This is a genomic window from Gloeocapsa sp. PCC 7428 (genome assembly GCF_000317555.1).
Classification (GTDB): Bacteria; Cyanobacteriota; Cyanobacteriia; order Cyanobacteriales; family Chroococcidiopsidaceae; genus Chroogloeocystis.
In genome coordinates this window covers 2,476,893-2,503,314 of record NC_019745.1, presented here as the reverse complement: position 1 = coordinate 2,503,314, position 26,422 = coordinate 2,476,893, and the positions used below count along the sequence as shown (strand labels likewise).

At 44.1% G+C, this 26,422-nt stretch carries 21 protein-coding genes; 14 read left to right on the top strand and 7 right to left on the bottom strand.

Translation table 11 applies throughout. The features are described 5' to 3' along the window. Nucleotides 1-15: 15 nt before the first annotated feature. The 3 genes from GLO7428_RS10910 to ntcA form a co-directional block, all read right to left on the bottom strand. Nucleotides 16-426, bottom strand: a complete 411-nt coding sequence (locus GLO7428_RS10910) for a pre-16S rRNA-processing nuclease YqgF (protein ID WP_015188608.1) — start codon at nt 424-426, stop codon at nt 16-18. Nucleotides 427-601: 175 nt separating this feature from the next. Further along, the gene (locus GLO7428_RS10905) at nt 602-2,074 is read right to left on the bottom strand and encodes a DUF3084 domain-containing protein (protein WP_015188607.1); all 1,473 of its coding nucleotides are present in this window, start codon (nt 2,072-2,074) and stop codon (nt 602-604) included. Between the two features lie 169 nt (nt 2,075-2,243). After that, entirely contained in the window at nt 2,244-2,915 is a 672-nt protein-coding gene (gene ntcA, locus GLO7428_RS10900) for a global nitrogen regulator NtcA (protein ID WP_015188606.1), read from the bottom strand. Nucleotides 2,916-3,353: 438 nt separating this feature from the next. Here ntcA and fabI point away from each other — a divergent pair, with 438 nt between their 5' ends. The 4 genes from fabI to GLO7428_RS10880 all read left to right on the top strand — a co-directional run bounded on the left by fabI (nt 3,354) and on the right by GLO7428_RS10880 (nt 8,084). After that, nucleotides 3,354-4,130, top strand: a complete 777-nt coding sequence (fabI, locus tag GLO7428_RS10895; protein ID WP_041918598.1) for an enoyl-ACP reductase FabI — start codon at nt 3,354-3,356, stop codon at nt 4,128-4,130. A gap of 91 nt (nt 4,131-4,221) precedes the next feature. Then, a complete protein-coding gene (hisB, locus tag GLO7428_RS10890; protein ID WP_015188604.1) occupies nt 4,222-4,872 on the top strand; it encodes an imidazoleglycerol-phosphate dehydratase HisB in 651 nt (216 codons plus the stop codon). 229 nt (nt 4,873-5,101) lie between these two features. Beyond that, the gene (locus GLO7428_RS10885; RefSeq protein WP_015188603.1) at nt 5,102-6,547 is read left to right on the top strand and encodes a folate/biopterin family MFS transporter; all 1,446 of its coding nucleotides are present in this window, start codon (nt 5,102-5,104) and stop codon (nt 6,545-6,547) included. Nucleotides 6,548-6,587: 40 nt separating this feature from the next. Then, nucleotides 6,588-8,084, top strand: coding sequence for a carotenoid oxygenase family protein (locus tag GLO7428_RS10880; RefSeq protein ID WP_015188602.1), 1,497 nt, complete (start codon nt 6,588-6,590; stop codon nt 8,082-8,084). 377 nt (nt 8,085-8,461) lie between these two features. On the opposite strand, the gene GLO7428_RS10875 is transcribed toward GLO7428_RS10880, so the two are convergent. Continuing rightward, nucleotides 8,462-8,659 (bottom strand): chlorophyll a/b-binding protein, encoded by a 198-nt coding sequence (locus GLO7428_RS10875; protein ID WP_015188601.1) that lies wholly within the window; start codon nt 8,657-8,659, stop codon nt 8,462-8,464. Between the two features lie 405 nt (nt 8,660-9,064). Here GLO7428_RS10875 and GLO7428_RS10870 point away from each other — a divergent pair, with 405 nt between their 5' ends. The 7 genes from GLO7428_RS10870 to GLO7428_RS28465 all read left to right on the top strand — a co-directional run bounded on the left by GLO7428_RS10870 (nt 9,065) and on the right by GLO7428_RS28465 (nt 22,201). Then, nucleotides 9,065-12,202, top strand: a complete 3,138-nt coding sequence (locus GLO7428_RS10870; RefSeq protein WP_015188600.1) for a hypothetical protein — start codon at nt 9,065-9,067, stop codon at nt 12,200-12,202. A gap of 119 nt (nt 12,203-12,321) precedes the next feature. Next, entirely contained in the window at nt 12,322-14,742 is a 2,421-nt protein-coding gene (locus GLO7428_RS26015; RefSeq protein WP_015188599.1) for an MHYT domain-containing protein, read from the top strand. Beyond that, complete coding sequence (locus GLO7428_RS10860; protein WP_231295580.1) at nt 14,678-15,196, top strand: response regulator; 519 nt, start codon at nt 14,678-14,680, stop codon at nt 15,194-15,196. Before GLO7428_RS26015 ends, GLO7428_RS10860 begins: the two co-directional genes overlap by 65 nt. 10 nt (nt 15,197-15,206) lie before the next feature. Beyond that, complete coding sequence (locus GLO7428_RS27320; RefSeq protein ID WP_015188597.1) at nt 15,207-17,801, top strand: GAF domain-containing protein; 2,595 nt, start codon at nt 15,207-15,209, stop codon at nt 17,799-17,801. 205 nt (nt 17,802-18,006) lie between these two features. Further along, nucleotides 18,007-20,991 (top strand): excinuclease ABC subunit UvrA, encoded by a 2,985-nt coding sequence (uvrA, locus tag GLO7428_RS10850; RefSeq protein WP_015188596.1) that lies wholly within the window; start codon nt 18,007-18,009, stop codon nt 20,989-20,991. A gap of 135 nt (nt 20,992-21,126) precedes the next feature. Then, complete coding sequence (locus tag GLO7428_RS10845; RefSeq protein ID WP_231295579.1) at nt 21,127-21,900, top strand: hypothetical protein; 774 nt, start codon at nt 21,127-21,129, stop codon at nt 21,898-21,900. A gap of 160 nt (nt 21,901-22,060) precedes the next feature. Next, the gene (locus GLO7428_RS28465; RefSeq protein ID WP_015188594.1) at nt 22,061-22,201 is read left to right on the top strand and encodes a hypothetical protein; all 141 of its coding nucleotides are present in this window, start codon (nt 22,061-22,063) and stop codon (nt 22,199-22,201) included. Between the two features lie 8 nt (nt 22,202-22,209). Here the strand turns inward: GLO7428_RS28465 and GLO7428_RS10840 are convergent, their stop codons facing one another. Further along, nucleotides 22,210-22,653 carry a DUF2358 domain-containing protein gene (locus GLO7428_RS10840; RefSeq protein ID WP_015188593.1) on the bottom strand — a complete coding sequence of 148 codons (444 nt, stop codon included), beginning with the start codon at nt 22,651-22,653 and terminating at the stop codon, nt 22,210-22,212. 6 nt (nt 22,654-22,659) lie between these two features. Then, a complete protein-coding gene (locus GLO7428_RS10835; protein ID WP_015188592.1) occupies nt 22,660-23,757 on the bottom strand; it encodes a glycoside hydrolase family 10 protein in 1,098 nt (365 codons plus the stop codon). 76 nt (nt 23,758-23,833) lie between these two features. Between GLO7428_RS10835 and GLO7428_RS10830 the strand changes: the two genes are divergently transcribed. The 3 genes from GLO7428_RS10830 to GLO7428_RS10820 all read left to right on the top strand — a co-directional run bounded on the left by GLO7428_RS10830 (nt 23,834) and on the right by GLO7428_RS10820 (nt 26,101). Continuing rightward, entirely contained in the window at nt 23,834-24,688 is an 855-nt protein-coding gene (locus GLO7428_RS10830) for an alpha/beta fold hydrolase (RefSeq protein ID WP_015188591.1), read from the top strand. 46 nt (nt 24,689-24,734) lie between these two features. Continuing rightward, nucleotides 24,735-25,148, top strand: coding sequence for a hypothetical protein (locus tag GLO7428_RS10825; RefSeq protein WP_015188590.1), 414 nt, complete (start codon nt 24,735-24,737; stop codon nt 25,146-25,148). A 95-nt stretch (nt 25,149-25,243) separates the two neighbouring features. Then, nucleotides 25,244-26,101, top strand: coding sequence for an NAD(P)-dependent oxidoreductase (locus GLO7428_RS10820; protein WP_015188589.1), 858 nt, complete (start codon nt 25,244-25,246; stop codon nt 26,099-26,101). A gap of 124 nt (nt 26,102-26,225) precedes the next feature. Here GLO7428_RS10820 and psb34 read toward each other — a convergent pair whose 3' ends face one another. Then, nucleotides 26,226-26,405 (bottom strand): photosystem II assembly protein Psb34, encoded by a 180-nt coding sequence (gene psb34 / locus GLO7428_RS10815; protein WP_015188588.1) that lies wholly within the window; start codon nt 26,403-26,405, stop codon nt 26,226-26,228. Nucleotides 26,406-26,422 lie beyond the last annotated feature (17 nt).

The following is a 26,422-nucleotide window of genomic DNA, read 5'->3' as shown; positions in this document are numbered from 1 at the left end:
TTCTCCTCCAGTCTTTCATTGGGCGAGCCGATTGAGATATCTTTCGATTAACAAAATGGCGACAATATCATCGATGGGTTTTGGTGGTTGACGTAAACCGCGTGGGAGTAGCTGTTGCAAGCCTTGTGGGGGAAACATTTGCCAGTAGCGATCGCGCGCTTCTAAGGTCGTATATCGTTCGTCAACCATGACAATTGATGGCGGTTCGGAGAGTTCTTTCTCTAGTTTTTGTTTCCAATTTTTAGCAGTTGTTTGATCTCCGATGACGATTAACGATACAGGAAATTGTTGACGCAGTTGTGTAATTGAGGCGATCGCCGCTGTTGCGGAAACAACTTGATGGTAATACAACTTGCGGTCTAGTCCCATCACTGCGATTCCACACTTATCGCGCCCTGGATCAAACCCTAAAATAGTTGGCTGCATTGACACAAACCTTTTTCTGAGAGGTCGGGGATCAAAGGTCTGAGGTCGGATGAGCTAATAATCCTAACCTCAAAAATGTTTAATTGTCTTTGCTTTAATTAAGCAAGCGCGAGCGACTTTTTTTAAATGCGAAGCAAGTAATCAAAATAATTCCCTGACCTCTGACCCCTTGTCACTAGGTACGAAACACAACTTGCCCATTTTGCGTTGCTAATAATTCAACTTTCAAAGGTCCAGCAGTGTACGTGACCTCTGCTGCTACCGCTTGAATTTCAACCGGCTGGTTGTATTGTTTGAGTTGTTCAATAAAACCAATCAATGTTTCAATTCGATTATCGCCAATTTGGATCGTATCGCCTAGAATACCTGCTCTTTGGGCGCGAAAATTAGAAGCTCCTAAAAGAAGTTCTACCCGTTGTCTGAGTTCGTTGTCTGACATAGTAGCAGGATTAGCAGAGATTGCGGCTAAGACATCTCCAGGACGAAATACAACTTGATTTTGCGCAGCATCGGCGATCACTTGTACGGATCGTTCGCCCAAAACATAATTTCCCGCTGACATAATGCGAACAACGTAATCACGCCCATCATCAATTTGCGCAACGAGTTGGTCAACTTGTGCAGGCGAGATATTGACAACTTGCGCGTTGACTTGTTCAATACCAGGTTGCGTAAATTTCAGCGCTGTTCGATTTGCTTCTGCCAACAGTTGATCGACGGCTTGACGCGCCGCTTTGGGATCGACAATTCGCACAACACCACCTGCTAACACTTGACCGCGAAACAATGCAACATTTCCGCGTCGCAATACTTGTAGGTTTCTTTCGAGACTTTGCGCTTCTTGTTCGAGATAGTTTTGTTGAACTTCTAATTGTTTCAAGCGGCTTTCGCGTTGTGCAATTACTTGATCGCGTTGCGTAATACTTTCATCGAGTTTCGCGATTTCGCGATCGCGTTGCGTAATTTGCGCTTTGAGTTGATCGCGTTGCTCGACTAACTGCTGCAATTCAGATTGTACTTGTTGAATTTCAGCGCGTAGTTCTCTGGCGCGTTGCGAAACCGTTTTTAACCTGGCTTGTGCTTGCTGGAACTGCGCAGAAACCTGAGTTAACTCTTGTTGTGTTTGATTGAGTTGTGCTTGTGTTTGCGATTGTCGGGCTTGGGTGCGATTGAGTTGTGCTTGCGTTTGTGCTTGTTGTGTCCGTGCTGCTTGTAGTGATTCATTGATCGCTTCTAAGCGTTGCTGCGCTTCGGCTTCGCGTCGTTGGGCTTCTCGTTGCTCGGCTCTTTGTTCGGCTCTTGCTTGCACGAGTTCCTGTTGGACTTGCGTTTTTTCTTGGGTTGTTGCTTCGAGTTGTTGACGTGTGGCTTCTAGTTGCTGGCGTCTGTCGCGCAGTTCGCTTTGAATTTCTTCTAGTTCAAATACTCCAGTGCGTAATCGCTCATCTGCTGCAAATAAAATTGCCAACGTCGAAGCCGAAATGATACTTCCCGTCAAAATGGTAATCACGACAGCCGTATTGCGCGGACGCAGGTTGAATAAGCTTAACCGTGCTTTACCAACTCGCGTACCTAGGCGATCGCCCACCGTTGCGATTACGCCTCCCAAAATCAAAATCGATGCAATTAAAATGTATCCGGTGGTCATTTTTAGCTTTTGATTACCCCTCCAGATACAGCCTACTACCTTTTAGAAGTAAGTTAAGCTCAGTCAAGAATTTGAGAGGGAATTACAGTTACAGGAAAATACTTAGTAATTAGTTACTAGTGGCTAGTAACTAGCCACTCATCACTCTTCCACTCACTATCCCACTCGCTCAACTAAACTGTTGACTCAGCGCAACTGGGTTGTGTACTGTAATTTTCTTCTTGTGTATAGAAATCATATTTTCCTGACGCAAGTCTCCGAGTAGCCGAGTGACAGTGACGCGCGTCGAGCCGATTGCTTCGGCGATCGCCTGATGTGACAGTTTCAGATCGATTGTGATCCCATCTGCATTAGGAACGCCAAAGTCACGGCACAAAATTAACAAAAAGCTAACCAAGCGCGAACCCATATCGCGGTGTGCTAGGGTTTCAATCATCATTTCTGTCTGTAAGATCCTTGACGATAGACCACGCAGCATCAACATCGATAATTCAGGATTATCTTTTAAAGATTGTTCTACTTGTTCTATCGGTGCGGATAATAACTCTACGGGTGTAAACGCCACGGCGTGATAAAACCGATCTGAACGGTTCCCCGTCAGCAGTGACAAAACCCCAAAAACACTGTTCTCGCGCAGCAGCGCCACCGTGATTTCCTCTCCCGCTTCATAAACGCGCGAAAGCTTCACCGCACCTTTAATGAGAAAATAAACTCGTTCTGCTGGATCGCCAGGAAAAAATATTGTTTTACCTCGTTCAAAGGTTTCCACAACTGGTGGAAACGAGCCAGCGCCTACCTGACGAAATACAGCTGCTAGCGGTCTATCTTGCGTCACGACCATATATCCTTGCCCTTACCGATGCTCGAAAGCCTACACCAATTCAACATTCCACACGCGAGTTTGAGACTTTAAATCACTTAAACCGACTTGCATTTGGGATTTTGTAGTCTAATTTACATAAAATCTAAAATGACAAATTCCCTACCCCTAAATCAAGACTTTAGATTAATTTACATATAATTCGTTCAGTTACTACTAGTTAGCATAACTTGTCAAGCTCTTAAGTGAGAAACTAAGTATTTACAAGGAAATTTGTGCCATCTCCCTGTCACTTTCTCCCAGCATTGGGGAAGACGAGGAAGAACGTTTGTTCACAAGGTTGGCGGACAAATCCAGGATTCTGGGGTTCTATAAGCGATGCGCGTATGCGGTAGCCCTGATGCTGAAAAAGCTTCTCAGATTCCAGTATCCTCAAGAAGGTTGCATAAGTTAACTACCATGCTAGATTTAACGGGAAAAAATGCTTTAGTAACAGGCATTGCTAACAATCGCTCGATCGCCTGGGGAATTGCCCAACAACTGCATAAAGCAGGAGCCAATATTGGCGTTAGTTACCTTCCTGATGAGAAGGGAAAGATGGAAAAAAAAGTGGCAGAACTTGTAGAACCACTTAACCCTAGCTTATTTGTTCCCTGCGATGTTCAAAACGAGGCACAGATTGAGTCTACCTTTGCCGCGATTCAAGAAAAATGGGGCAAGCTTGATATTCTGATTCATTGTCTTGCATTTGCTAATAAAGAAGATTTAGGCGGCGAGTTTAGTAATACATCGCGATCTGGGTTTGCGAAGGCTTTAGAAATTAGCACTTATTCGCTCATTCAGCTAAGTGCAGCCGCGAAGCCTTTAATGACAGAAGGTGGAAGTATTCTGACACTGACTTATTTAGGTGGCGATCGCGTCGTCCCCAACTACAACGTCATGGGAGTTGCCAAAGCTGGATTAGAAATGAGTGTCCGCTATTTAGCATCAGAACTTGGTTCCCAAAATATTCGCGTCAATGCGATTTCCGCAGGTCCTATCCGCACACTTGCCTCTTCAGCCGTTGGCGGTATTTTGGATATGATTCACCATGTCGAAGCAGTTGCGCCGTTGCGGCGTACCGTGACCCAACTTGAAGTTGGTAACGCAGCAGCTTTTTTGTGTAGCGATCTCGCAAGCGGTATTACTGGACAAATTTTGTATGTCGATGCTGGCTACGAAATTATGGGGATGTAGTTAAATTAGCCTTTTAGGGAAGCAGGCATCTCGCCTGCGGGTCACAAAATTGTAGCATGGTAATAGAATTGCTCTCGTTAATTTTGACTCCATGCAGTTAAGCGATCCTCCAGGTCAGGGCGACGCCCTACAACAAATCTCAAACATTACTGTAGCGCGGACAGCTTCAATTCGCCGTAGTACAGGTGAAACTGATGTCCAAGTGAATTTAAATCTTGACGGTACAGGTCAGTGTACCGCAGCAACGGGCATTCCGTTTCTTGACCATATGCTGCATCAAATTGCATCGCATGGTTTGATTGATTTAGACGTTCAAGCAACAGGCGATCTCGAAATTGACGACCATCACACAAACGAGGATGTTGGTATTACTCTGGGACAAGCGCTGAATAAAGCGTTAGGCGATCGCAAAGGAATTGTCCGTTTTGGCAACTTTCTCGCGCCGTTAGACGAAGCTTTGGTACAAGTTGCATTAGACTTCTCAGGACGCCCTCACCTCAGCTACGGTTTACAAATTCCAACCCAGCGTGTAGGCACGTACGATACCCAACTCGTGCGGGAATTTTTTGTAGCGATCGTCAACCACAGTCAAATGACGCTACACATTCGCCAACTTGATGGTATCAACTCGCACCACATCATTGAAGCTACGTTCAAAGCTTTTGCACGAGCGATGCGCATGGCGCTAGAAGTCGATCCCCGACGTGCAGGGGCAATTCCCAGTTCAAAAGGAGTTTTATAAAGCTTAGTTCAGTGGTTGAATCGAGTGGCTAGTGGTTAGTGAAAGAGTGCGTGAGTTTTGAGGAATGTAGAGCAAAAAATTGATTAGTAAAAGAGAATTTCATAAGTATTATTTCTCCCCTGCGTCCTCTGCCCCTCTGCGTCCTCTGCTCCCTTCTTTGACATAGGGGTTACACATCCTAGGGTAGATGGATACTATAGTAATCATTGATATTTATTAAGAATTATCAATGTTTATTTCTCCAAGTGGTACGAGTTTGAAAAACTCTTTGACAAAAGCAGTGTTTTTTGGTCACGAACCCACTCCAGAGTTACTCGGCATTCTAGTAGTTTACTTTGTGCAAGGGATTCTGGGGTTGGCGCGGTTAGCGGTAAGCTTTTTCCTCAAAGATGAGTTGGGCTTAAGTCCAGCTGAGGTATCAGCGCTATTTGGGATTGTGGCGTTGCCTTGGATCGTTAAACCTCTATTTGGGTTCATTTCAGATGGTTTGCCGATTCTCGGATACCGCCGGCGTCCTTACCTCATCTTGTCAGGGATCTTAGGGTCGCTTTCCTGGGTGGGTTTGGCAACACTCGTCCATAGTTCCACCGCTGCAACCTTAGCACTCGCACTTGGTTCTTTGTCAGTCGCGATCGGTGATGTCATTGTTGACTCGCTTGTCGTAGAACGTGCGCGCGCCGAATCGCAAGGAGAGGTTGGCTCATTACAATCGCTGTGTTGGGGCGCATCAGCTTTTGGTGGCTTAATTACTGCGTATTTTAGTGGATTACTCCTCGAACACTTTTCTACGCGTACCATTTTTTGGATTACGGCTTCTTTTCCGTTGATTGTCTCGGTAGTTGCTTGGTTGATTAGCGAGTCTCCTGTCAGCGAGAAACCAGATTTATCGACTGTCAAGCATCAACTGGGAGAATTACGCAAAGCGATCGCGCAAAAAGCTATTTGGCTTCCTACCGCATTTGTCTTCATTTGGCAAGCAACTCCCACAGCTGACGCGGCTTTCTTTTTCTTCACGACAAACGAATTAGGATTTGAACCAGAGTTTTTAGGCAGAGTCCGCCTAGTCACCAGCATCGCTTCGCTTCTTGGCGTGTGGTTGTTTCATCGCTTTTTGAAAAGTGTCCCGTTTCGCGTCATTTTTGGGTGGAGTACCGTACTCTCAGCCGTTTTAGGAATGAGTATGTTACTGCTCGTAACTCATACTAACCGTGCTTTAGGAATTGACGATCATTGGTTTAGTATTGGCGATAATCTGATCCTCACAGTGATGGGGCAGATTGCGTATATGCCAGTTTTAGTATTAGCAGCACGTTTATGCCCTCCAGGGGTGGAAGCAACCTTATTTGCACTGTTAATGTCGATTTCTAATTTAGGAGGGTTGCTTTCCTATCAATTAGGCGCGTTACTCATGCATTGGATGGGGATTACGCAAACCAACTTTCAAAACCTCTGGATACTGGTTGTCATTGCGAACGTCAGCACACTACTACCATTACCGTTTCTCAATTGGCTACCGGCAACCGAAATCACAACTCAGACAATTGAACCGGATGTTGCAATCGATACTGATGCGACTCCTACTAAGCAACTTGGACAAGGATTGTTACCAGAATTGATGTCTGAGTTAGTTCCGCAGTCACTTTTGCAACAGCCAGCCGAAGAACCCGCAGAGTAGATTTTAGCTTTATAGTCTTTAACAATTAGCCACTACAGCTATGCAACTTCACGAACGCGCATCTACAGTTCCTACACACTCCTATCAACGCCAGGATTGGCAAGGAGGATATGAATCACTCAAAACTGAATACGATTACTGGATTGACGACATTGAGGGGCAAATTCCGCCAGAATTGCAAGGAACTTTGTTCCGCAATGGTCCAGCGTTATTAGATATTAATGGTACTCCAATTCATCATCCGTTTGATGGTGATGGCATGATTAGTGCGATCGCCTTTAAAGATGGTCGCGCGCACTTCCGTAATCGTTTCATCCGTACTACTGCGTTCATAGAAGAACAAAAAGCTGGCAAAATTCTCTATCGTGGTGTTTTTGGTACGCAAAAGCCTGGTGGTTGGCTAGCAAACGCTTTCGATCTGCGATTGAAAAATATCGCCAATACCAACGTTGTCTACTGGGGCAGTAAACTTCTAGCATTATGGGAAGCCGCTGATCCCCACCGCCTCGATCCGGTAACGCTGGAAACTTTGGGTAAAGACTCACTCAACGGTGTTTTAGCTGATGGCGAAGCTTTTGCTGCACATCCGCGAATTGATCCGAGGTGTAATCAGGATGGTGGCGCACCGTGCATGGTCAACTTCTCGATTAAGCCTGGTTTGTCTTCGACAATTACGATTTTTGAATTAGATCCAGCGGGTAACGTGATTCGCCAACACGCGCACAATGTTCCTGGATTCGCCTTTATTCACGATTTTGCTATCACTGAAAATTACTGCATCTTCTTTCAAAACCCGATCGCATTTAATCCAATTCCTTTTGTTTTAGGTTTGCGCGGTGCGGGAGAATGTATCAAGTTTCTCCCAAATCAACCTACCCGCATTGTTGTGATTGGTCGACATAAATCGCGACAAGTACAAATTTTAGAAACGCGATCTGGTTTTGTCTTTCATCATGCGAATGCGTTTGAGCAAGGTGATGAAATTTTCATTGACTCGATTTGTTATGAATCTTTTCCTGAAGTTGAAGCCGGAAGTGATTTCAAACAAGTTGATTTTGATGCACTTAAACCAGGACAGATGTGGCGCTTTCATGTCAACTTGCAGCAGAAGACAGTATCGCGAGGATTAATTGAACCACGCTGTTGTGAGTTTCCCACGATGCACCCTGAAAAAGTCGGGCGTGCTTGTCGTTACTTGTATATGGGTGCAGCGCACGCGGCGACTGGAAATGCGCCATTGCAAGCAATTCTCAAGGTTGATTTAGAATCAGGACAGCGACAATTGTGGAGTGCTGCACCACGCGGCTTTATCAGCGAACCAATTTTTGTAGAACGCCCTGGCGGTGAAAGCGAAGATGATGGCTGGATATTGGCGTTAGTCTACGATGCAACGTACCATCGTTCGGATATCGTGATTTTAGATGCGCGTAATTTAGAGCAAGGTGCGATCGCGCGTCTCCACCTCAAGCATCATGTTCCTTATGGATTACATGGTAGCTTTACATCCGAAGTTTTTATCCCATCAGCTGATATCTGACGTATTACGATGGCGTGTTTGTTGTGAAGCGCACGCCATCTCCAGATAATCTTCTCAAATTTATCTGTATAGGAATTCGTTACCTTGAAGCCAAGCGATGGAAATATTTTTTGCTTAATGACAAATTATAAAATATCTTTTCTTGAGTAGCTATTGCGATTTGAAAATATACTTGAATCGCATCTTAAACATTAATTTTAATTCAAAAAACTACTACGTTCCCGCTTGTGATTTAGTTAAAAATTTCCCTAGACTGACATTAATCAAATCAAATTTATTCTCAAGCGAAACCCATTTAACATAAAAAAATATACCTTCGCTCACGAATAGGCGCTTTATATTTGTAACCAACGCATCCGTGAGCGAGTGCTTTGAAGTTAGTAGCTCATCAAGTGTAATACATCGCGCAGAACGCTATAACCGGCTAAATCCCAGAGTAAATAGGCGAGAAAGCCAATCATTGCTAAGCGTCCGTTCCAGATTTCAGCTTGTGGATTCCAGCCAAACAGAAAAGCGTTGCGGTCTTTGCCGTTATACTCTTTAGCGACTGGAGGTAGATTTGTGTTGCTATCCATAATTTGCTCCGAAAAAATCTCTGATGCTTTAACTGTATCGACCTATTTTAGCGATGCTTTCTGTCTATAGATACAAACTTCAGCCAAGTCTAAAGAGCGATTCTTAGGGTATTTTTAAAGGTAGTAATTCCACCGTTGGAGGGTGTAATTCTTCAAAGATTTCAATAAAGTGTTACATTTTGCCGTAGGTTAATAAAGTTAGAGTAAGGAAAGCTACTAGACTTTATTGATTCTTGTGCTTACCTAATTTTGTTTGGGATACAAGTTTTCAGACCTTAGGGGGATGCTTTAGCCTATCCGATTCAAAGACTCTGAGCTAAAAAGTTGAGTATTGCTGAAGATACAGAGTTTTTTCTCATGTAATCTTATAATTTACCCTGATTTAGGCTTTGACGAAGGGATATCATGTTTGAGAATACGGAAATACTACTGGAGCCACACCAAGCGCTATTTTGGATAGCGCAGGTGCCAGTCACTCCAGGGGCGGTAACGCCAGCCGAAGCAGCACTAGTTTTCTCAGGACCGAGATTCTTTGTTGCTTTAATTTCTGGTATTATTCTTGCCTTTGCCATTCAGTTGGTGTTAACAAACCTCTCGGTTGCTGCTGGCATTTCTTTCTTAGGGCGTTCCTCAGATTCAGACTCAGACTCATCGAGTAGTGATGGTGGTAGTGTAGGAGGAACGATTCGTAAGATTGGTACTGCGGTAGGAATTTGGACACTAGTCACAGTTAGTGTTGCTTTGTTCATTGCTTGTCTTTTGGCAGTGAAGCTAAGCTTGTTAACGCTAGACGTAGGACTAGGCGCGATTCTAGGACTTGTCATTTGGGGAGCATATTTTTTACTCCTGTTTTGGTTTAGTTCCACTACTGTAGGTTCCCTAGTCGGCTCAGTTGTCAATACCGCAACATCAGGATTGCAAGCAATTATTGGTACAGCAACAGCTGCATTGGGGGCGAAGGCGGTTAATAACCAAGTCGTAGCCACAGCTGAAGCAGCGGCGGCGGCGGTACGTCGCGAACTCGGTAGCGCGATCGACCCAATGACAATTCGGGAAAACATCGAAGATTATTTGGACACGCTTCGTCCTCCCGAATTGAACTTGTCCAATATCCGTAAGGAATTTGAAAATCTGTTGAACGATCCGCAGCTAAAAGAAATTGCGGGTACCGAAGATCTGCGGAACATCGATCGCCAGAAATTTGTAGAGTTAGTCAGCAGTCGTACTGATCTTTCACGGCGCGATATTAATCGCATCGTCGATCAACTCGAAAGTGTCTGGCGACAAGTCGTATCGCAGCAAGCACCCCAAAAAGACCGTATGGGTGAGTTGATAGACTACCTCAAGTCGGTACAACCTGGGCAAGCCAAAACGGACGAATTAAGCGCCAAGGTAGACCAGCTGATTGCAGAAGTACGTTCGGGCAAGGGAAAGCAAGACTCCAATACTGGAGGAGGACCTATCCCCATGTCGCTTCAGCAAGGTTTGACAACCTTGATGGGGCTTGTGATGGGTCGAGCGGATCTTTCAGACTTGGATGTTGAGAAGATATTGAGTTCGCTTTCGCAAGCACGAGATAAAGCAACAGATCAAGCTGAAAAGGTTGCCGAGCAAGTAGGAATAAAAAGTGCTGCTGTACCGTACAATACGATTCGCGCAGATGTCGAAAACTACTTGCTAAATACATATTCTTGGCAAATTAACCGCGAAAAAGTTAATCAAGAATTTCGTGACGTTTTGTACGATCCAGCCGCCGATCCAGGAACCGTGCGGCGTCAGCTTGAGCAGATTTCGCGACAGGATTTTGTCGATCTACTACAACAACGCGGTGTCTTTACGCAAGCCAAAATTCAAGAAATTGCCGATCAGCTAGAAAGCATTCGGCAAGAAGTTTTGACGGTTGTGCGAGCCGAAGAAGAACGCGAAGCGGTTCAAGAGTTACAGCGACGTGTCGAAAGTTATCTACTCGTAACAAGTAAGGCAGATCTGACGCCTGAAAAAATGCAGCAAGATTTCAAGCCCTTGTTAGAGGATGACGAAGCAGATCACGAATTACTTACATTACGCCTGGCACGGTTAGAACGCGGTTCGTTAAGACAAATTTTGCTACAACGTAACGACATCACACCAGAGGAAGCAGAAACGATCCTTAATGGAGTGGAAGAAGTACGCCAGCAAGTTTTATTCGAGTCGCAAAACGTTGCGGATCAAGCCAAACAACAAGCGGAAACGCTGTGGATTAATTTAGAGTCTTATCTGCGTAATACTGGTAAAGACGAACTTAATCCGGAAGGAATCAAGCGCGATTTGCAAAAACTGCTGGAAGATCCGCAAGCTGGAACTGCCGCAGTTCAAGCACGGTTATCGCGTTTTAACCGCGATACGCTAGTTCAGCTGTTGAATCAGCGTGATGACTTATCCGAAGAGCAGATTAACCAAATTCTGAATCAAGTTGAAGGAACGTGGCACGACATTACGCACGCGCCGCAAATGATTGCAGGCAAAGCCAAAGAGCAGTACGATTCGGTAACGCAGACGATCGCCGAATATTTGCGGAACACAGGGAAAGAAGCACTCAATCCCGAAGGCATTCAGCGCGACTTTGCGCGTTTGTTTGATAATCCGCAAGAAGGTGCTGCTGCACTCAGACGACGGCTTGCACAGGTCGATCGCGATACGTTGGTGAAGCTGTTGAGTCAACGCCAAGACTTAAGCGAAGACCAAGTAAATCAAATTATCGACCAAGTTCAAGTTTCGATTCGCGACATTATTCGTGCGCCGCGCCGCTTGGCAGCACGTACGCAAGCAAGTGTACAGAACTTCCAACAAACCTTGGAAGATTATTTACGCAGCACAGGTAAAGACGAATTGAATCCTGAAGCGATTAAGCGCGAATTGAACCTGTTGCTCAACGATCCGCGCGCAGGGGTAGAAAGTTTAAGCGATCGCCTATCACACTTTGACCGTTCGACGATTATCGCACTTCTACAAGCGCGCGGTGATATGTCGGAAGAAGAAGCGGCGCGCACTGTCGATCAAGTTCTGGCGGTACGCGATCAATTCGTAGAACAAGTACGGGCAATTCAACGCCGCATTCAAGACGTCATTGATGGCGTTTTTGGCAGAATCCGCAATTACTTGAATTCGCTCGATCGTCCCGAACTCAACTACGATGGCATCAAAAAGGATGTACGTAAGCTGTTTGACGATCCGCAAGCGGGTTTTGAAGCGATTCGCGATCGCTTAGGTTCGTTTAACCGCGAAACGCTTGTCGCGATTATGAGTTCGCGCGAGGATATTTCGGAAGCCGATGCTAACCGGATCATTGACCAAATCGAAGGAGCGCGGAACAACGTGCTGCAACGTGCAGAACGCGTTCAACAAGAAGCACAACGCCGGCTCGAACAAGTAAGGATTCAAGCGCAACGACAAGCGGAAGAAACCCGCAAGGCGGCAGGAAGTGCAGCTTGGTGGCTGTTTGCAACTGCGGTTGTTTCAGCAATTGCAGCCGCGATGGGTGGCGTGATTGCTGTTTTAAGCTAGAAATTCGGCAATTTTAATTAATTGACAGTAAAAACCTCTCAAATCGGGAGGTTTTTTTTATAGACACTCGGTTTTAGCGTTTGTTAGCATTGTTTGCTATCGCAGGAGAGCAGGTAAGAATGATATCTGATACTGATGTATTGTTATCCCATCACGATCTAGGACTTGTCTTCCTGTCGATTGCGATCGCGATTGTTGCTTCTTACACTGCATTAAGCTTATCTGGACGCGTTACCGTTGCGGTTGGACGAATTCGCAAACTTTGGTTAAGTGGCGGCGCGATCGCTATGGGCATCGGTATTTGGGCAATGCACTTTATCGCGATGCTGGCTTACAACCTCCCCGTTGCGATTCATTATGACCTGCCGCTGGTTTTGCTCTCGATGGGAGTCGCGATCGTTGCTTCTGGGATTGCTTTATTGGTCGTCAGTCGTGAATTCGGCTTACCGCAACTGATTGCTGGCGGAAGTGTGATGGGGTTAAGTATCGCCGCGATGCACTACACAGGTATGGCAGCGATGCGCCTCGCTGCAACTCCAGAATACGATCCCAAGTTAGTTGTGCTGTCGCTGGCAATCGCGATCGGTGCTTCTTTAGTCGCACTGCAATTGGCATTTCGCTTGCAAAAAGCGACAACAGCCCAAGGTCAATGGCAAGTCGGTGGCGCGATTGTCATGGGGTTTGCGATCGCCGGAATGCATTACACCGCGATGGCAGCAGTGAGTTTTAGGCACAATCAACAGTTGCTCAAAAATCCAGCACCAGCGATCGATAACACGTTGCTGGGAATTGCGATTGCGATCGCGACATTAGTTGTCTTGATGCTTGCGCTTGTGTCTTCGACGTTCGATCAGCGACTCCTTGCAGAAACAGCGCGCGCTGAGGCGTTACGTCAAAGCGAGGAACGCTTTCGTTCTTTGGTGCAAAATGCCTCGGATATTATTGCAGTCATTGCTGCGAATGGTCGTGTCAATTACACCAGCGCCTCGATTAAACGCATCTTGGGTTATGAACCTGATGCATGGCAGCATACTTTTGATTTTGTTCTTCAGGAAGACCAAGCGATCGCTGCTGCTCTTCTCGATAAAGCAAAAAATTATCCAAATGTCAATATCTCTGCTGAATTTCGCTTACGTACTGCACGCGGACAAGTCCGAGATTTTGAAGTGATTGTCAATAATCTCCTGCACGATCCAGCCGTTGCAGGCATTGTCACAACTTATCGCGATATCACCGAACGCATCCAAGCGGCAAAATTTCAGTTACAGCAAACCGAACGCGAGTTATTAGTTGCGGAAATTACACGACGTATCCGCCAGTCACTGGATTTGACGACAATTTTAAACACGACTGTCGCCGAAGTGCGGCAGTTTCTGCAAACCGAGCGCGTGTTTATTTATCGCTTTGAGCCAGATTGGAGTGGAATCGTTGTTGTCGAATCGGTAGCCCCTGAATGGAATTCGATTGCTGGCAAGAATATCAAAGATACTTTTTTTAGCCATCCTGGGAACCGCGAATTATATCGACAAGGCAGAATTCAAGTCGTAGATGATATTTACACTGCCAGATTAAATCCTTGTCATGCCGATCTACTCGCACAGTTAGAGGTGCGCGCCAACTTAGTCGTCTCAATTTTAAAAGAAGAACAACTGTGGGGATTACTCGTTGCTAATCATTGTTCAAAACCGCGCCAATGGCAACTGATCGAAATCAATCTTCTTCAGCAACTCGCAACACAACTCGCGATCGCCATTCAACAATCTGAACTTTACCAACAAGCACAAACCGAACTCGCTGAACGCAAACGCGCTGAAGCCGAAATTAGCTATCTCAACGCCGACTTGCAAAATCGCGCGGCGGAACTTGAATTAGCCAACAAAGAACTAGAAGCCTTTTCGTATTCGGTATCGCACGATCTCCGCGCCCCTTTACGCGCGATCCATGGCTTTTCGCGGATTCTCTTAAAAGATTGCACAGCGCAATTAACTCCAGAGGCGCAACGTTATTTGCAATTGGTACAAGCTAACGCGCAACAAATGGGATGCTTAATTGACGATCTGCTGACATTTTCGCGATTGAGTCGCGCGCCCTTAAAAAAACAACGCGTTGAACCGAGTGCGATCGTGCGTCAAGTATTAATCGATTTAGCCGAGGAGCAAAAAAATCGGCACGTTGAAATCACAATCGAAGCGCTAGCAGCGTGTGAAGCCGATCCAGCACTCATGAAGCAAGTCTGGATGAATTTACTATCAAACGCATTGAAATATACGCACAAAAACACCGCTGCGCACATTACGATCGGTTGTCAACAAGATAACATGGGACATCACGTCTACTTCGTCAAAGACAATGGCGTAGGTTTTGATATGCAATACGCGCATAAACTTTTTGGTGTTTTCCAGCGGTTGCACCGTGCAGAAGAATACGAGGGAACAGGTGTCGGCTTAGCGATCGTGCAGCGGATTATCCATCGTCATGGCGGACGTGTTTGGGCAGAAGCACAAGTCGATCGCGGTGCAACTTTCTACTTTACTTTGTGAGGCGATGTTGATGCGAGATAGTGCGGTGGAAATTTTGCTTGTTGAAGATAATCCGTGTGATGCAGAACTGACGCTTCATTCACTTAAAAGTAGTAACCTCACAAATCATATTGAGGTAGTCCGTGATGGTGCAGAAGCACTCGACTTTATTTTTTGTACTGGCAATTATGCACATCGCTCGATGGATGATGAACCTAGGGTGATTCTCCTCGACCTTAAACTACCAAAAGTTGACGGCTTAGAAGTTCTGCAAAAAATTAAATCCGATCCTCGCACGCGCATTATTCCTGTTGTGGTTCTGACATCTTCGCGCGAAGAACGCGACATCGTTGACAGTTATCAGTTAGGAGTCAATAGCTACATCGTCAAACCAGTGGACTTTGAGCAGTTCACGGAGGCTGTACGACAATTAGGCTTGTATTGGCGGCTGCTGAATCAACCTCCGGTATCTTAAAAAAACGATTATGTCCACTTTGTTGCGGGTTTTAATTTTAGAGGATTCGGTGAGTGATACAGAACTGATGCTGTACGAATTGCGTACTTGTGGTATTGAACCTGAATGGCAACGTATCGAAACCGAAGATGATTACCGCGCGTGCTTAAATCAACCGTGGGATGTGATTCTCTCTGATTACGGAATGCCACAATTTAGTGCGCTACAAGCTTTGCAGTTATTGCAGCAACAAAAATTAGATATTCCCTTTATTGTTGTTACAGGTAGCGTCAGTGAAGAAGTTGCCGTCGAGTGCATGAAGCAGGGTGCAGCAGATTACTTATTAAAAGATCGTTTAGTTCGCTTAGGTGAGGCGATTAAACAAGCTGTTGACCAAAAAAATCTCCGCGATCAAAAGCGCCAAGCCGAAATTGCGTTACAAGCGAGTGAAGAACGCTTCCGTCGCTTGGCGGACAACGCCCAAGATATCATTTACCGCTATCGCTTTGAGCCGACTCCAGGCTTTGATTATATTAGTCCTGCTGTTACTAAAATTACAGGTTATACACCGCAAGAGTATTATGCTAATCCTGCGTTAATCTCACAAATTGTGCATCCTGACGATCAGTCGCTATGGCAGCGATCGCTTGATGGCGAAATGCCTCAACCGTTAATGCTGCGTTGGATTTGTAAAGATGGGAAGGTTATCTGGACAGAGCAAAGCAACGTCACGATTTACGATAATGGTACTTTAGCGGCGATTGAAGGTATTATCCGCAATATTACTGCCCGCAAGCAAGTCGAAATTCAAGTTCAGCAACAAGCCGAACGCGATCGCTTACTCAGTGCCATTGCGACGCGAATTCGTCAATCACTCAACTTAGATGAAATTCTCAGTACGACGGTTGCAGAAGTTCGGCAATTTTTACACGCGGATCGCGTCATGATCTTTCGCTTTGCAGATAATCGTCATGGCAAAATTGTTGCCGAATCTGTAGATGCTAATTGGCCTTTCGATCCTGAGATTAAAATACATGGCACTTGGTTGCAAGAAACTCAAGCAGAATGTCAGCGCGGCTGCGTTCAATCAATTGATGACGTTGCGATCGCCAATCTTAATCCTCAATTTGCTCAACTATTGCAACGATTGCACGTTAAAGCGCGGTTAGTTGTTCCGATTTTACAAGGTGACTACGCTTGGGGGTTACTCGCAGTACATCAATGTTCGCGATCGCGACAATGGCAACTTAGCGAAATTGATTTGATTGAGAAGTTGGCCACACAGGTTGCGATCGCAATTCAACAAGCGCAACTTTTTAACCAAGTGCAACAACAAGCTGCACGCGAACACTTGCTCAACAATATCAGCCAATCGCTCAATTCTAGCCTCGATCCCGAACATATTTTGCAAGAAATTGTGAACCTCACAGGTCAAGGATTTGGTGTTGATCGCGTGATCATTTTTGCAATCGATACAACGCATATTCGTGTTGTGAAAGAATGGAGAAAAAGCTTAGCAATTATTTCCATATTACACTTGCAAGTTCCTCTATCCGAACATATAGAATTACTAAATCCTACGTATTTCGCTTCTTACTATCAAGTTTTTCACGTCCCCGATTTCGCAAAAATTAAAATCGATCCCAAGCGAAAGCCTATCGTTCAACAAGCACAAATGCGGTCGGAATTGCGCGTACCAATTTTTATCCGCGATCAGTTCTTTGGCGGATTATCATTACAGACAACGACGACGCAGCGAACTTTTACTCCAGAGGAAATTCAGCTTTTACAACGCATCGCGAATCAAGCAGCGATCGCGCTTTATAATGCCCAAAGTTACGAACGCTTAGAGCAGCTAGTTAAAGAACGGACGCAAGAACTCGAACAGGAAAAACTACTTTCAGAAGCTGCGGATCGCGCCAAAACTGACTTCTTGGCAAATATGAGTCACGAACTGCGAACGCCGCTAACAGGAATTATTGGTTTCTCTAATCTTTTACTCAAGCAAATCTTTGGAGAACTCAACGAGAAGCAACAACAATACATCGCGCTGATTCATTCTTCTGGACAACATTTATTAGATTTAATCAACGATCTTCTTGACCTATCAAAAATTGAGGCAGGAAAAGAAGAATTAGCCCTAGAAAAATTGATTGTTGAAGATATTTGCCAAGAATGCATATCGCTTGTTCAAGAAAAAGGGCAAAAAAAAGAATTAGTATTTTCTTTAGTTATTCACCCAGAAGCAGCAATTTGTGTTGCAGATAAGCGCCGCCTTAAACAAATCTTATTTAACCTGCTCAATAATGCAGTAAAATTTACTCCCAAAGGACAAGTCCTACTTCAAGTTAGTAAGAATTCAAACCACATTATGTTTGCTGTTATTGATACTGGAATTGGTATTGCTGCTGAAGATTTACCTAATTTATTTCAACCGTTTCAGCAGCTTGATAGTGGCTTAAATCGTAAATACGAAGGTACGGGCTTAGGCTTAGCACTATCGCGTAAATTAGCACGGTTACACGGAGGAGATATCACTGTGACTTCCGAACTAGGACGCGGTAGCTGCTTTACAGTTTGCTTACCAGTAGATATCGCACATGAATTACAGATGTCCCGCGAGTGAATTCAATGTTATTTCAACAAGGTATCAGGCGATCGCTATCAATAAATTTAAGGCATGATTGCTTTGACCTTCTTTTATTAAATTTTATTGCAAAAGATAGACAAAATGATGGCAATGTGCATAGCTTCCTAGCCGATGATAGAAATTGTTGACAATAACATCTCCTTAACCGCGAATGAGAAGGCAACGCTAAAATCATTAAGCAATGGTTTTTCCTCTGCTCATGTCTCACCCTGCTGAAACTTTAGACACGCTGGATGCAAATGGGAATCGTCCCCTTGGTGTGAATCGCGCTAGTCAGAATACAATCCGTATCCGTGGGGCTAGACAGCATAACCTCAAGAATATTGACTTGGAACTACCGCGCGATCGCTTGATCGTGTTTACTGGTGTATCCGGTTCGGGCAAATCTTCTTTAGCGTTTGATACAATTTTTGCCGAGGGACAGCGGCGCTATGTAGAATCACTCAGTGCTTACGCTAGGCAATTTTTAGGACAACTTGATAAACCTGATGTCGAAGCAATTGAAGGCTTAAGCCCTGCGATTTCGATCGATCAAAAATCAACTTCACACAATCCCCGTTCTACAGTTGGTACAGTAACAGAAATTTACGATTACTTGCGATTATTGTTCGGACGTGCTGGGAAGCCGCACTGTCCGATTTGCGATCGCTCGATTGCACCGCAGACAATCGACGAGATGAGCGATCGCATTATGGAACTACCCGATCGCACGCGCTTTCAGATTCTCGCCCCCGTGGTACGCGGGAAAAAAGGAACGCATCGCAAACTTTTATCTAGCCTTGCTTCCGAAGGATTCGCCCGCGTTAGAATTGATGGAGAAGTTCGCGAACTAAGTGACTCAATTGAACTTGACAAAAATCAAACGCACAACATCGAAGTTGTCATCGATCGCTTAATTAAAAAACCAGGAATTCAAGAACGCCTGACAGATTCGTTAACGACTTGCTTGCGGCGATCCGAAGGAATTGCTGTAATCGAGATTCTCGATCGCGCTGAGGCAGATAATAACGTCGTGATGCATCCTACTGCAACACAGATGAAAGCCGCAGAGGATTCAACTGCATACGTGACTTTACCTTTAGAAAAAGAAATTGTCTTTTCTGAAAACTTTGCGTGTCCCGAACATGGCGCGGTGATGGAAGAACTGTCACCACGGTTATTTTCGTTTAATTCGCCGTATGGTGCGTGTCCGCACTGTCATGGATTGGGAAATTTGCGGACATTTTCACCGGAATTAGTTGTTCCCGATCCTGCACAGCCTGTTTATGCCGCGATCGCACCATGGTCAGAAAAAGACAATTCTTATTATCTTTCCTTACTTTATAGTGTTGGGCAAGCTTTTGGATTTGAAATCAAAACGCTGTGGAAACACTTAACACCCGAACAGCAACACGTTATTTTACACGGTGCAGAACAACCGATTTGGAACCACGATCGCAATGATTATCGCCGTTACGCAGGTGTCATTCCAATTTTACAGCGACAATATAATGAGGCTTCCGAACTGATCAAACAAAAACTCGAACAGTATCTTGTTTATCAACCTTGCGAAGTTTGTCAAGGACAACGTTTAAAACCCGAAGCGCTGGCGGTGCGTTTGGGGCAATACCGCATTCTCGATCTTACCGGAGTTTCGATTCGCGATTGTCAACAGCGGATTCATAATTTAAAACTCAGCGATCGCCAAATGCAAATTGCTGATTTGGTTCTGCGCGAAATTAAAGCCCGATTGCAGTTTCTTTTGGATGTAGGGTTAGATTACCTCACTTTAGACCGTCCAGCGATGACACTTTCAGGCGGAGAAGCGCAACGCATTCGCTTAGCAACGCAAATCGGTTCAGGACTTACGGGCGTACTTTATGTTTTAGACGAACCGAGTATTGGATTGCATCAACGCGACAACGGACGCTTACTACGGACTTTAACGCGATTACGCGATTTGGGAAATACCTTAATTGTTGTCGAACACGATGAAGAAACCATCCGCGCGGCGGATCATGTTGTCGATATTGGTCCTGGCGCGGGGATTCATGGTGGTAATATTATTGCCCAAGGGAACTTGCAAGCATTACTAGAAGCCAAAGATTCGCTAACAGGCGCGTACCTATCGGGAAGACAGGCGATCGCAACACCCGCACAACGACGCGAAGGTAACGGGCGATCGCTTGTCATGAAAAACGCCCACCGCAACAACTTAAGAAACATTGATGTCAAAATTCCCCTTGGTAAACTTGTCTGCGTAACTGGGGTTTCAGGTTCGGGTAAATCGACACTAATTAACGAATTACTTTATCCGGCTTTACAACATCACTTAACGCGCAAAGTGCCATTTCCACAACAGATCGATGCGGTGGAAGGATTGGACGCAGTGGATAAGGCGATCGTCATCGATCAATCTCCGATTGGGCGAACACCGCGTTCTAACCCCGCGACTTATACAGGTGTTTTTGATGCAATTCGCGACGTTTTTAGTCAAACAATCGAAGCCAAAGCACGAGGTTATAAGCCAGGACAATTTTCATTTAATGTCAAAGGTGGGCGCTGCGAAGCTTGTGGCGGACAAGGTGTCAATGTCATTGAAATGAACTTTCTTCCTGATGTTTATGTGCAGTGTGAAGTTTGTAAAGGTGCGCGATACAATCGCGAAACATTGCAAGTCAAATATAAGGGAAAATCCATCGCTGATGTTCTTGATATGACGGTAGAGGAAAGCTTAGAAGTTTTCCAAAATATTCCTAAAGCTTTTACGCGATTGCAAACATTAGTTGATGTTGGTTTGGGATACATTAAACTCGGTCAACCTGCAACAACACTATCAGGTGGTGAAGCACAACGGGTAAAATTAGCAACTGAGTTATCGCGCCGCGCCACAGGAAAAACTTTGTATTTAATTGACGAACCAACAACAGGTTTATCGTTTTATGACGTGCATAAATTACTAGATGTTTTGCAACGTTTAGTTGATAAAGGTAATTCTATTTTGGTAATTGAACATAATTTAGATGTGATTCGATGTAGCGATTGGATTATTGATTTAGGTCCAGAAGGTGGTGATAAAGGTGGTGAATTGGTTGCAGCAGGTACGCCGGAATCAGTAGCAGAAAATTCACAGTCTTATACGGGGCAATATATTAAGCAGGTTTTGCAGCAGTATCCATCAAAGTGAACTGAAACGAACCACAGAGGCACAGAGGGCGCAGAGAGAAGATGTATGGGAGGGCTTTTTCGTGCTGGGTATCAGTCGCAATCGAGGGATACGCATCCTGATGTTGATAAGTTTTTGATGCGGGCTTTTCGGAATATGCCTGTTTGGAAGAAAGCGCATCTTGTTGATGAAGCAACGAAGGGAATTCAACAGTGGGCGCTGGTTGGTATTCGTAATCAATTTCCTAATATTAGCTTAGCAGAAGTTAAGTTTCAATTAGCAGTTAGATGGTTGGGGGCTGAATTAGCAGATCGTTTGTATAAAAATAATCAAGAAAAAAAAATTGTGGATGCGGAAGCTATACAATTGGCATTAACTATTGCAGCTATCTTTGATACTTTGGAAATTCCTTACTTAATTGGTGGTTCAGTTGCTAGTTCTATATTAGGTGAACCCCGTGCTACTTTAGATGTAGATTTTGTCGCAGATTTGCAGCTTACTCATGTGCCATCATTATTGGCGTTAATGAACCAAGATTTTTTTATTGATGAAACAATGGTGACAGAAGCAATTGAACGTCAATCATCGTTTAATGTTATTCATCTTGAAAGTATGCTAAAAGCAGATATTTTTTTATTATCAAATCAGCCTTTAGTTCAATCTGAAATGCAACGACGTCAGCAGCTAATTATTACTCAGAACCCTCAAAGGCTGGCTTGGCTACCTTCTGCTGAAGATATCATTTTACAAAAACTCATTTGGTATCGTATGGGTGGTGGAGTTTCAGATAGACAATGGCGTGATGTATTAGGCGTGCTAAAAGTCCAAGCAGATAAACTTGATATCAATTATTTAACCCAATGGGCTGAAAGTTTAAATATCACAGAAATACTAACACAAGCGTTCCAACAAGCTGGAGTTATTAATTAACATTTATTATATATATTGCTTATGAAATATTTCTCCTTATCTCTCCTCTGCGTTCTCTATGCCTAGTAAGGTTCGTTTAATTACATCAATTCTTTGATAAAATAGTTTATCATTAAATAATGTAAATAACTAATTACACTAACTACCAAGTTAAAGAACTATGGCTGAAATGTCTGACCGTCAAAAGCGCATTATGGAGCATATCGCTCGCAGTAAAGGAGAGTTTATTAAAACTCCAATTTATTCAGAACAGCGTAAGCAGCAGATTATGGAACATATTCGCTTGAGTCAGGGGAAATAATGCAAATATCAACTAATGCTTTTGTCTTTCCCTTTTTGAAAAAACTGTTGTAAGATTTCGCTGGGTTTACGATCCCAGCGATCTATATGTTCGTAGATTAAACCGGATTCAGTGAGTTTGTACGTCGAGTAACCATTGAAGAAAATAGAGGCTTTCCAAGGTACGCGCAACACACCACGCACCGTCCAATTAGCAATGACAGTCTCTTTCTCTGCTTGATACACATCGTGCAGATCGAAGTGGATTTCAGTAAAAAACAATTGACCGTGAAATCGTAGAGTCCAAAAGATAATTCGGTAGTTTAGTTTACCTTTAAACTTATTGACTGGATCTTGAAAGTAAATATCTTTGGTGTAAATATCGTAAGAGATGTCTTGCTCAAAAAGTGTAGGTAAATCCTCTTTAAGCGTGGCAATGACTTTTTCGATTTGCAACTGATATTCTACGTTCATTGCGCCTTAAAAGCGATTTTGGAGAAAGCGAAAAAACGATTGAATTCCTCTTACAGGGTGTCCGCTGTAATTATTATACGGAAGCGATCGCAACACTTTCCTTAAAGCATCCTGATCTTCGCGCAACCCTTCGTAAAAGAAGAATACTTCGCCGGAAATCCCACGACTGCGATTATAAGCGATCGCCTGTCGCAAGTGTTCTGCACTTATGCGATAAGAACCCAATTTAATTAAGATTCCTGGTGATAATTTTGCTAACTGTTCGCGATTCAACTGCTGCGTGACGCGATCGACAACTTGTTTGTAACTTGCAAAGTCACGGCGATAAATTTGCGGATGGATGATATCCACCAAACCGCGTTCTAACCAAGCTTTGGAATCTTGAAGATATTCTTTGAGTCCCCAGTCATAAATATTCGGCGACATTGATACGAGCAAATCGGAGTTAATTGCCTTGACTTCTTGATAAAGACGTGCTAGGAAATTTGTTAATATATCAGCCCGCCATTGTAGCCATTGAGACTCTTTAGGATTCGGCGGCGGATAGCAATTAAAAGTTTGCCGATATTGCTCTACAGTACTTGCATCATAACCACCTTCGCAAGGTAATGCAGGTAAGCGATCGTCGCCTTGAACGCCATCAATATCATAGTTTCTAACGACTTCTAGCATCAAATTCAACATAAACTCTTGCACTTGCGGATCAAGCGCATTCATCCACTCAAAGCCATTTTTATTGAGTAAATTCCCGTTAATATCCCGCGCCGCCCACTCCGGTTTCTTTGCTAAAATCATTCCGCCATTAGAATTATAAGAACTAGCAAAGCCATATTCAAACCACGGAATCACCTTAATCCCAACCCGCCGCGCCTCGACAATAATTTCCGCCAAGGGATCTCTACCTTGATACCGTGGGTCGATTTCCACATCAAAGTGCGATCGCATAATTAGACTAGGGTAAAGCGTAAATCCCTTATTCCAAACATCAGGAAACACAACATTAAACCCTGTCTGTGCTAAAACCGCCATTGCTTCAGCAATATTTTGCCGCGAATGCAGCACCCGACTATCAGTATTAGTTATCCAAACACCTCGGATTGCCATAACTCCTTAGTAATAATACTCACAACAATTTCTTTGTGTTCTTTGTGTCTTTGTGGTTCATTCAAACAACAGATTTATGTATACAACCGACTGGAAACACGAATACATTACTACCAACAGCATCAAACTGCACTACGTTACCCATGGAGATGGTCCTTTGATGCTTATGTTGCATGGGTTCCCAGAATTTTGGTACTCATGGCGGCATCAAATTCCAGAGTTTGCTAAAGATTATAAAGTTGTTGCGTTAGACTTGCGCGGTTACAACGATAGCGACAAACCGAAACAACAGTCAGCGTATGTGATGCGCGAATTTTTGCAAGATGTTAAAGGCGTCATTACCGGACTGGGATACGACAAGTGTATTTTAGTCGGACACGATTGGGGAGGTGCGATCGCGTGGAGTTTTGCCCACACCTACCCCGAAATGGTAGAACGTCTCATCATCATGAACATACCTCATCCAGCCAAATTTGCCGAGGGACTACGTACACCACAACAACTCATGCGTAGTTCATATATGTTTCTCTTTCAGCTACCCTGGCTACCAGAAATGCTGCTGCAAGCATCAGATTACCAAGCAATTGAGACAGCTTTCAAAGGAATGGCAGTCAATAAAAGTGCTTTTACCCAAGCAGATATAGACGCCTATAAAGACGCAGCCAGTAAACGCGGTGCATTAACCGCCGCACTTAATTATTACCGTAACGTATGGCAACAAGGATTACTCAATCACAACTGGGATGTTTTAGAAGTTCCAACATTACTCATTTGGGGTGAAAACGATACTGCACTTGGTAAAGAACTTACCTACGGTACAGATAAGTACGTCAGAAACTTACAAATCAAATACATTCCCAACTGTAGCCACTGGGTACAGCAAGAAAAACCGCAGCTAGTGAATCAATATATGCGCGAGTTTCTAGCTTAGACATGGTTTGATAAAATCAAGTCATTCTCACAGCATCCTATATCATATGCGCGATCCTCTACGGAGTTTAAAGTTTTTACCTTGGCGATCGCTGCTACAAGTTGCCCTACTAGTTGCTGTCATTGTCATCGTTTTAGACTTTCTTCTCGCCTTGGGATACATTCAATCAGATGTATTCCGACGTTTACTCATGCTGATCTACGCCCCACCCCTGGGAATCATCATCTCTTTAGCCATATCCTTAGGAATTGGGGCGCTAGGAGTTTATTTGCTAGAGCGCTATTATCGCTTAGTATCAATCAACACAGGTTCCTTATGGGCATTAGTTCTGTGTTTAGCAGTCATTCTATTTCTCAAATCACTTCTACCACTTCCAGCCGTCCTATTTAACCTAAACCAAGCAACTTTAATCGGAATTATGATCGGCGTTTTCTGGAAAGGACGCCCCTACTGGCGCTAAACCATAATTATCTCAAATTCAACTATCAAATCCTCTCTTCTCTCCACTCTTTGTGAACTTTGTGCCTCTGTGGTTCATTAAAAACAGGATAAACAATGAAAATAGGATTTCTCGGTACTGGACTCATGGGACTTCCCATGGCACAAAGATTATTAAATGCCAATCTTGAACTTATTGCCTACAACCGTACTACAGAAAAACTGACACCACTCAAAGAAGCTGGTGCAGAAATTGCAACACATCCGCAAGCAGTCATACAAGCAGCAGAGTGCATCATTTTAATGCTGACAGATGCTACCGCGATTCACAGCGTACTTTTTTCCGACTCCTCTCAAGAATTAGCCGGAAAAACAATTATTCAAATGGGAACAATTTCTCCTACCGATAGCAAAGAAATTCGCGACAACGTTGTTGCAGCTAAAGGCGAATACTTAGAAGCACCTGTTTTAGGTAGTATCCCCGAAGCAACCGCAGGCAAGTTAATTGTTATGGTAGGTGCAACTAAAGAACAATTTCAACAGTGGTTGTCCTTATTGCAAAACTTTGGTTCTGAACCACTGTATATTGGTGAAGTTGGTACGGCTGCGGCGGTGAAACTCGCCCTCAATCAACTTATTGCTTCACTAACAACGGCTTTTGCGCAAAGCTTGGGATTAATTCAGCATCAAGGAATTGATGTGCAATTATTTATGCAAATTCTGCGTAATAGTGCGTTATACGCGCCAACTTTTGATAAAAAACTGTCAAGAATGGTCGAGCGTAATTATGATAATCCTAATTTTCCCACAAAACACTTACTCAAAGACATCAACTTATTTATTGCTGAAGCGCAAGCCGCTGGTTTGAATGTAAGTGGTGTAGAAGGAGTAAAACAAATTATCGAAGCTGCAATTAGTCAAGGTTTCGCTGACGCAGATTATTCCGCGCTCTTTTCTGCTGTCAATCCTGAGTGATGGATAATAAAAAAACCAGATATCCACTACCTCAGGAACCTGGCTGAAATCTATATGATTGTGGATATTGATTATAGCGATAGTCACTGTGGTCGGGTCGTTCTGACCTCTGACCCCTACTATATCAGCTAGCGCTAGATACCGAGAAGGCGACAAAAATGACTCCACTCACTAAGACAGCAGCTACGACTCCCCAGATGACAAAATTGCGCTGTTGTGCTTTCGTTGGGGGTTCGGCTGCATACATCTTTGGTTCTTTGGCAAAATTGTTAAGACGTCCGCCTTCTTCTGTGGTATAGGGCATGAGTAAAATCCTTTTTT

Excerpts from the sequence above, each read along its gene's own strand:
- GLO7428_RS10875 (WP_015188601.1), bottom strand. The coding sequence starts at position 8,659 with ATGGATAGCAACACAAATCTACCTCCAGTCGCTAAAGAGTATAACGGC.
- fabI (WP_041918598.1), top strand. The coding sequence starts at position 3,354 with ATGCTAGATTTAACGGGAAAAAATGCTTTAGTAACAGGCATTGCTAAC.
- GLO7428_RS10840 (WP_015188593.1), bottom strand. The coding sequence starts at position 22,653 with ATGAACGTAGAATATCAGTTGCAAATCGAAAAAGTCATTGCCACGCTT.
- GLO7428_RS10830 (WP_015188591.1), top strand. The coding sequence starts at position 23,834 with ATGTATACAACCGACTGGAAACACGAATACATTACTACCAACAGCATC.
- GLO7428_RS10860 (WP_231295580.1), top strand. The coding sequence starts at position 14,678 with ATGGCGGACGTGTTTGGGCAGAAGCACAAGTCGATCGCGGTGCAACTT.
- GLO7428_RS10870 (WP_015188600.1), top strand. The coding sequence starts at position 9,065 with ATGTTTGAGAATACGGAAATACTACTGGAGCCACACCAAGCGCTATTT.
- hisB (WP_015188604.1), top strand. The coding sequence starts at position 4,222 with ATGCAGTTAAGCGATCCTCCAGGTCAGGGCGACGCCCTACAACAAATC.
- GLO7428_RS10885 (WP_015188603.1), top strand. The coding sequence starts at position 5,102 with ATGTTTATTTCTCCAAGTGGTACGAGTTTGAAAAACTCTTTGACAAAA.
- ntcA (WP_015188606.1), bottom strand. The coding sequence starts at position 2,915 with ATGGTCGTGACGCAAGATAGACCGCTAGCAGCTGTATTTCGTCAGGTA.
- GLO7428_RS10835 (WP_015188592.1), bottom strand. The coding sequence starts at position 23,757 with ATGGCAATCCGAGGTGTTTGGATAACTAATACTGATAGTCGGGTGCTG.
- GLO7428_RS28465 (WP_015188594.1), top strand. The coding sequence starts at position 22,061 with ATGGCTGAAATGTCTGACCGTCAAAAGCGCATTATGGAGCATATCGCT.
- GLO7428_RS10910 (WP_015188608.1), bottom strand. The coding sequence starts at position 426 with ATGCAGCCAACTATTTTAGGGTTTGATCCAGGGCGCGATAAGTGTGGA.
- psb34 (WP_015188588.1), bottom strand. The coding sequence starts at position 26,405 with ATGCCCTATACCACAGAAGAAGGCGGACGTCTTAACAATTTTGCCAAA.
- GLO7428_RS10845 (WP_231295579.1), top strand. The coding sequence starts at position 21,127 with ATGCCTGTTTGGAAGAAAGCGCATCTTGTTGATGAAGCAACGAAGGGA.
- GLO7428_RS26015 (WP_015188599.1), top strand. The coding sequence starts at position 12,322 with ATGATATCTGATACTGATGTATTGTTATCCCATCACGATCTAGGACTT.
- GLO7428_RS10880 (WP_015188602.1), top strand. The coding sequence starts at position 6,588 with ATGCAACTTCACGAACGCGCATCTACAGTTCCTACACACTCCTATCAA.
- GLO7428_RS27320 (WP_015188597.1), top strand. The coding sequence starts at position 15,207 with ATGTCCACTTTGTTGCGGGTTTTAATTTTAGAGGATTCGGTGAGTGAT.
- GLO7428_RS10820 (WP_015188589.1), top strand. The coding sequence starts at position 25,244 with ATGAAAATAGGATTTCTCGGTACTGGACTCATGGGACTTCCCATGGCA.
- uvrA (WP_015188596.1), top strand. The coding sequence starts at position 18,007 with ATGGTTTTTCCTCTGCTCATGTCTCACCCTGCTGAAACTTTAGACACG.
- GLO7428_RS10825 (WP_015188590.1), top strand. The coding sequence starts at position 24,735 with ATGCGCGATCCTCTACGGAGTTTAAAGTTTTTACCTTGGCGATCGCTG.
- GLO7428_RS10905 (WP_015188607.1), bottom strand. The coding sequence starts at position 2,074 with ATGACCACCGGATACATTTTAATTGCATCGATTTTGATTTTGGGAGGC.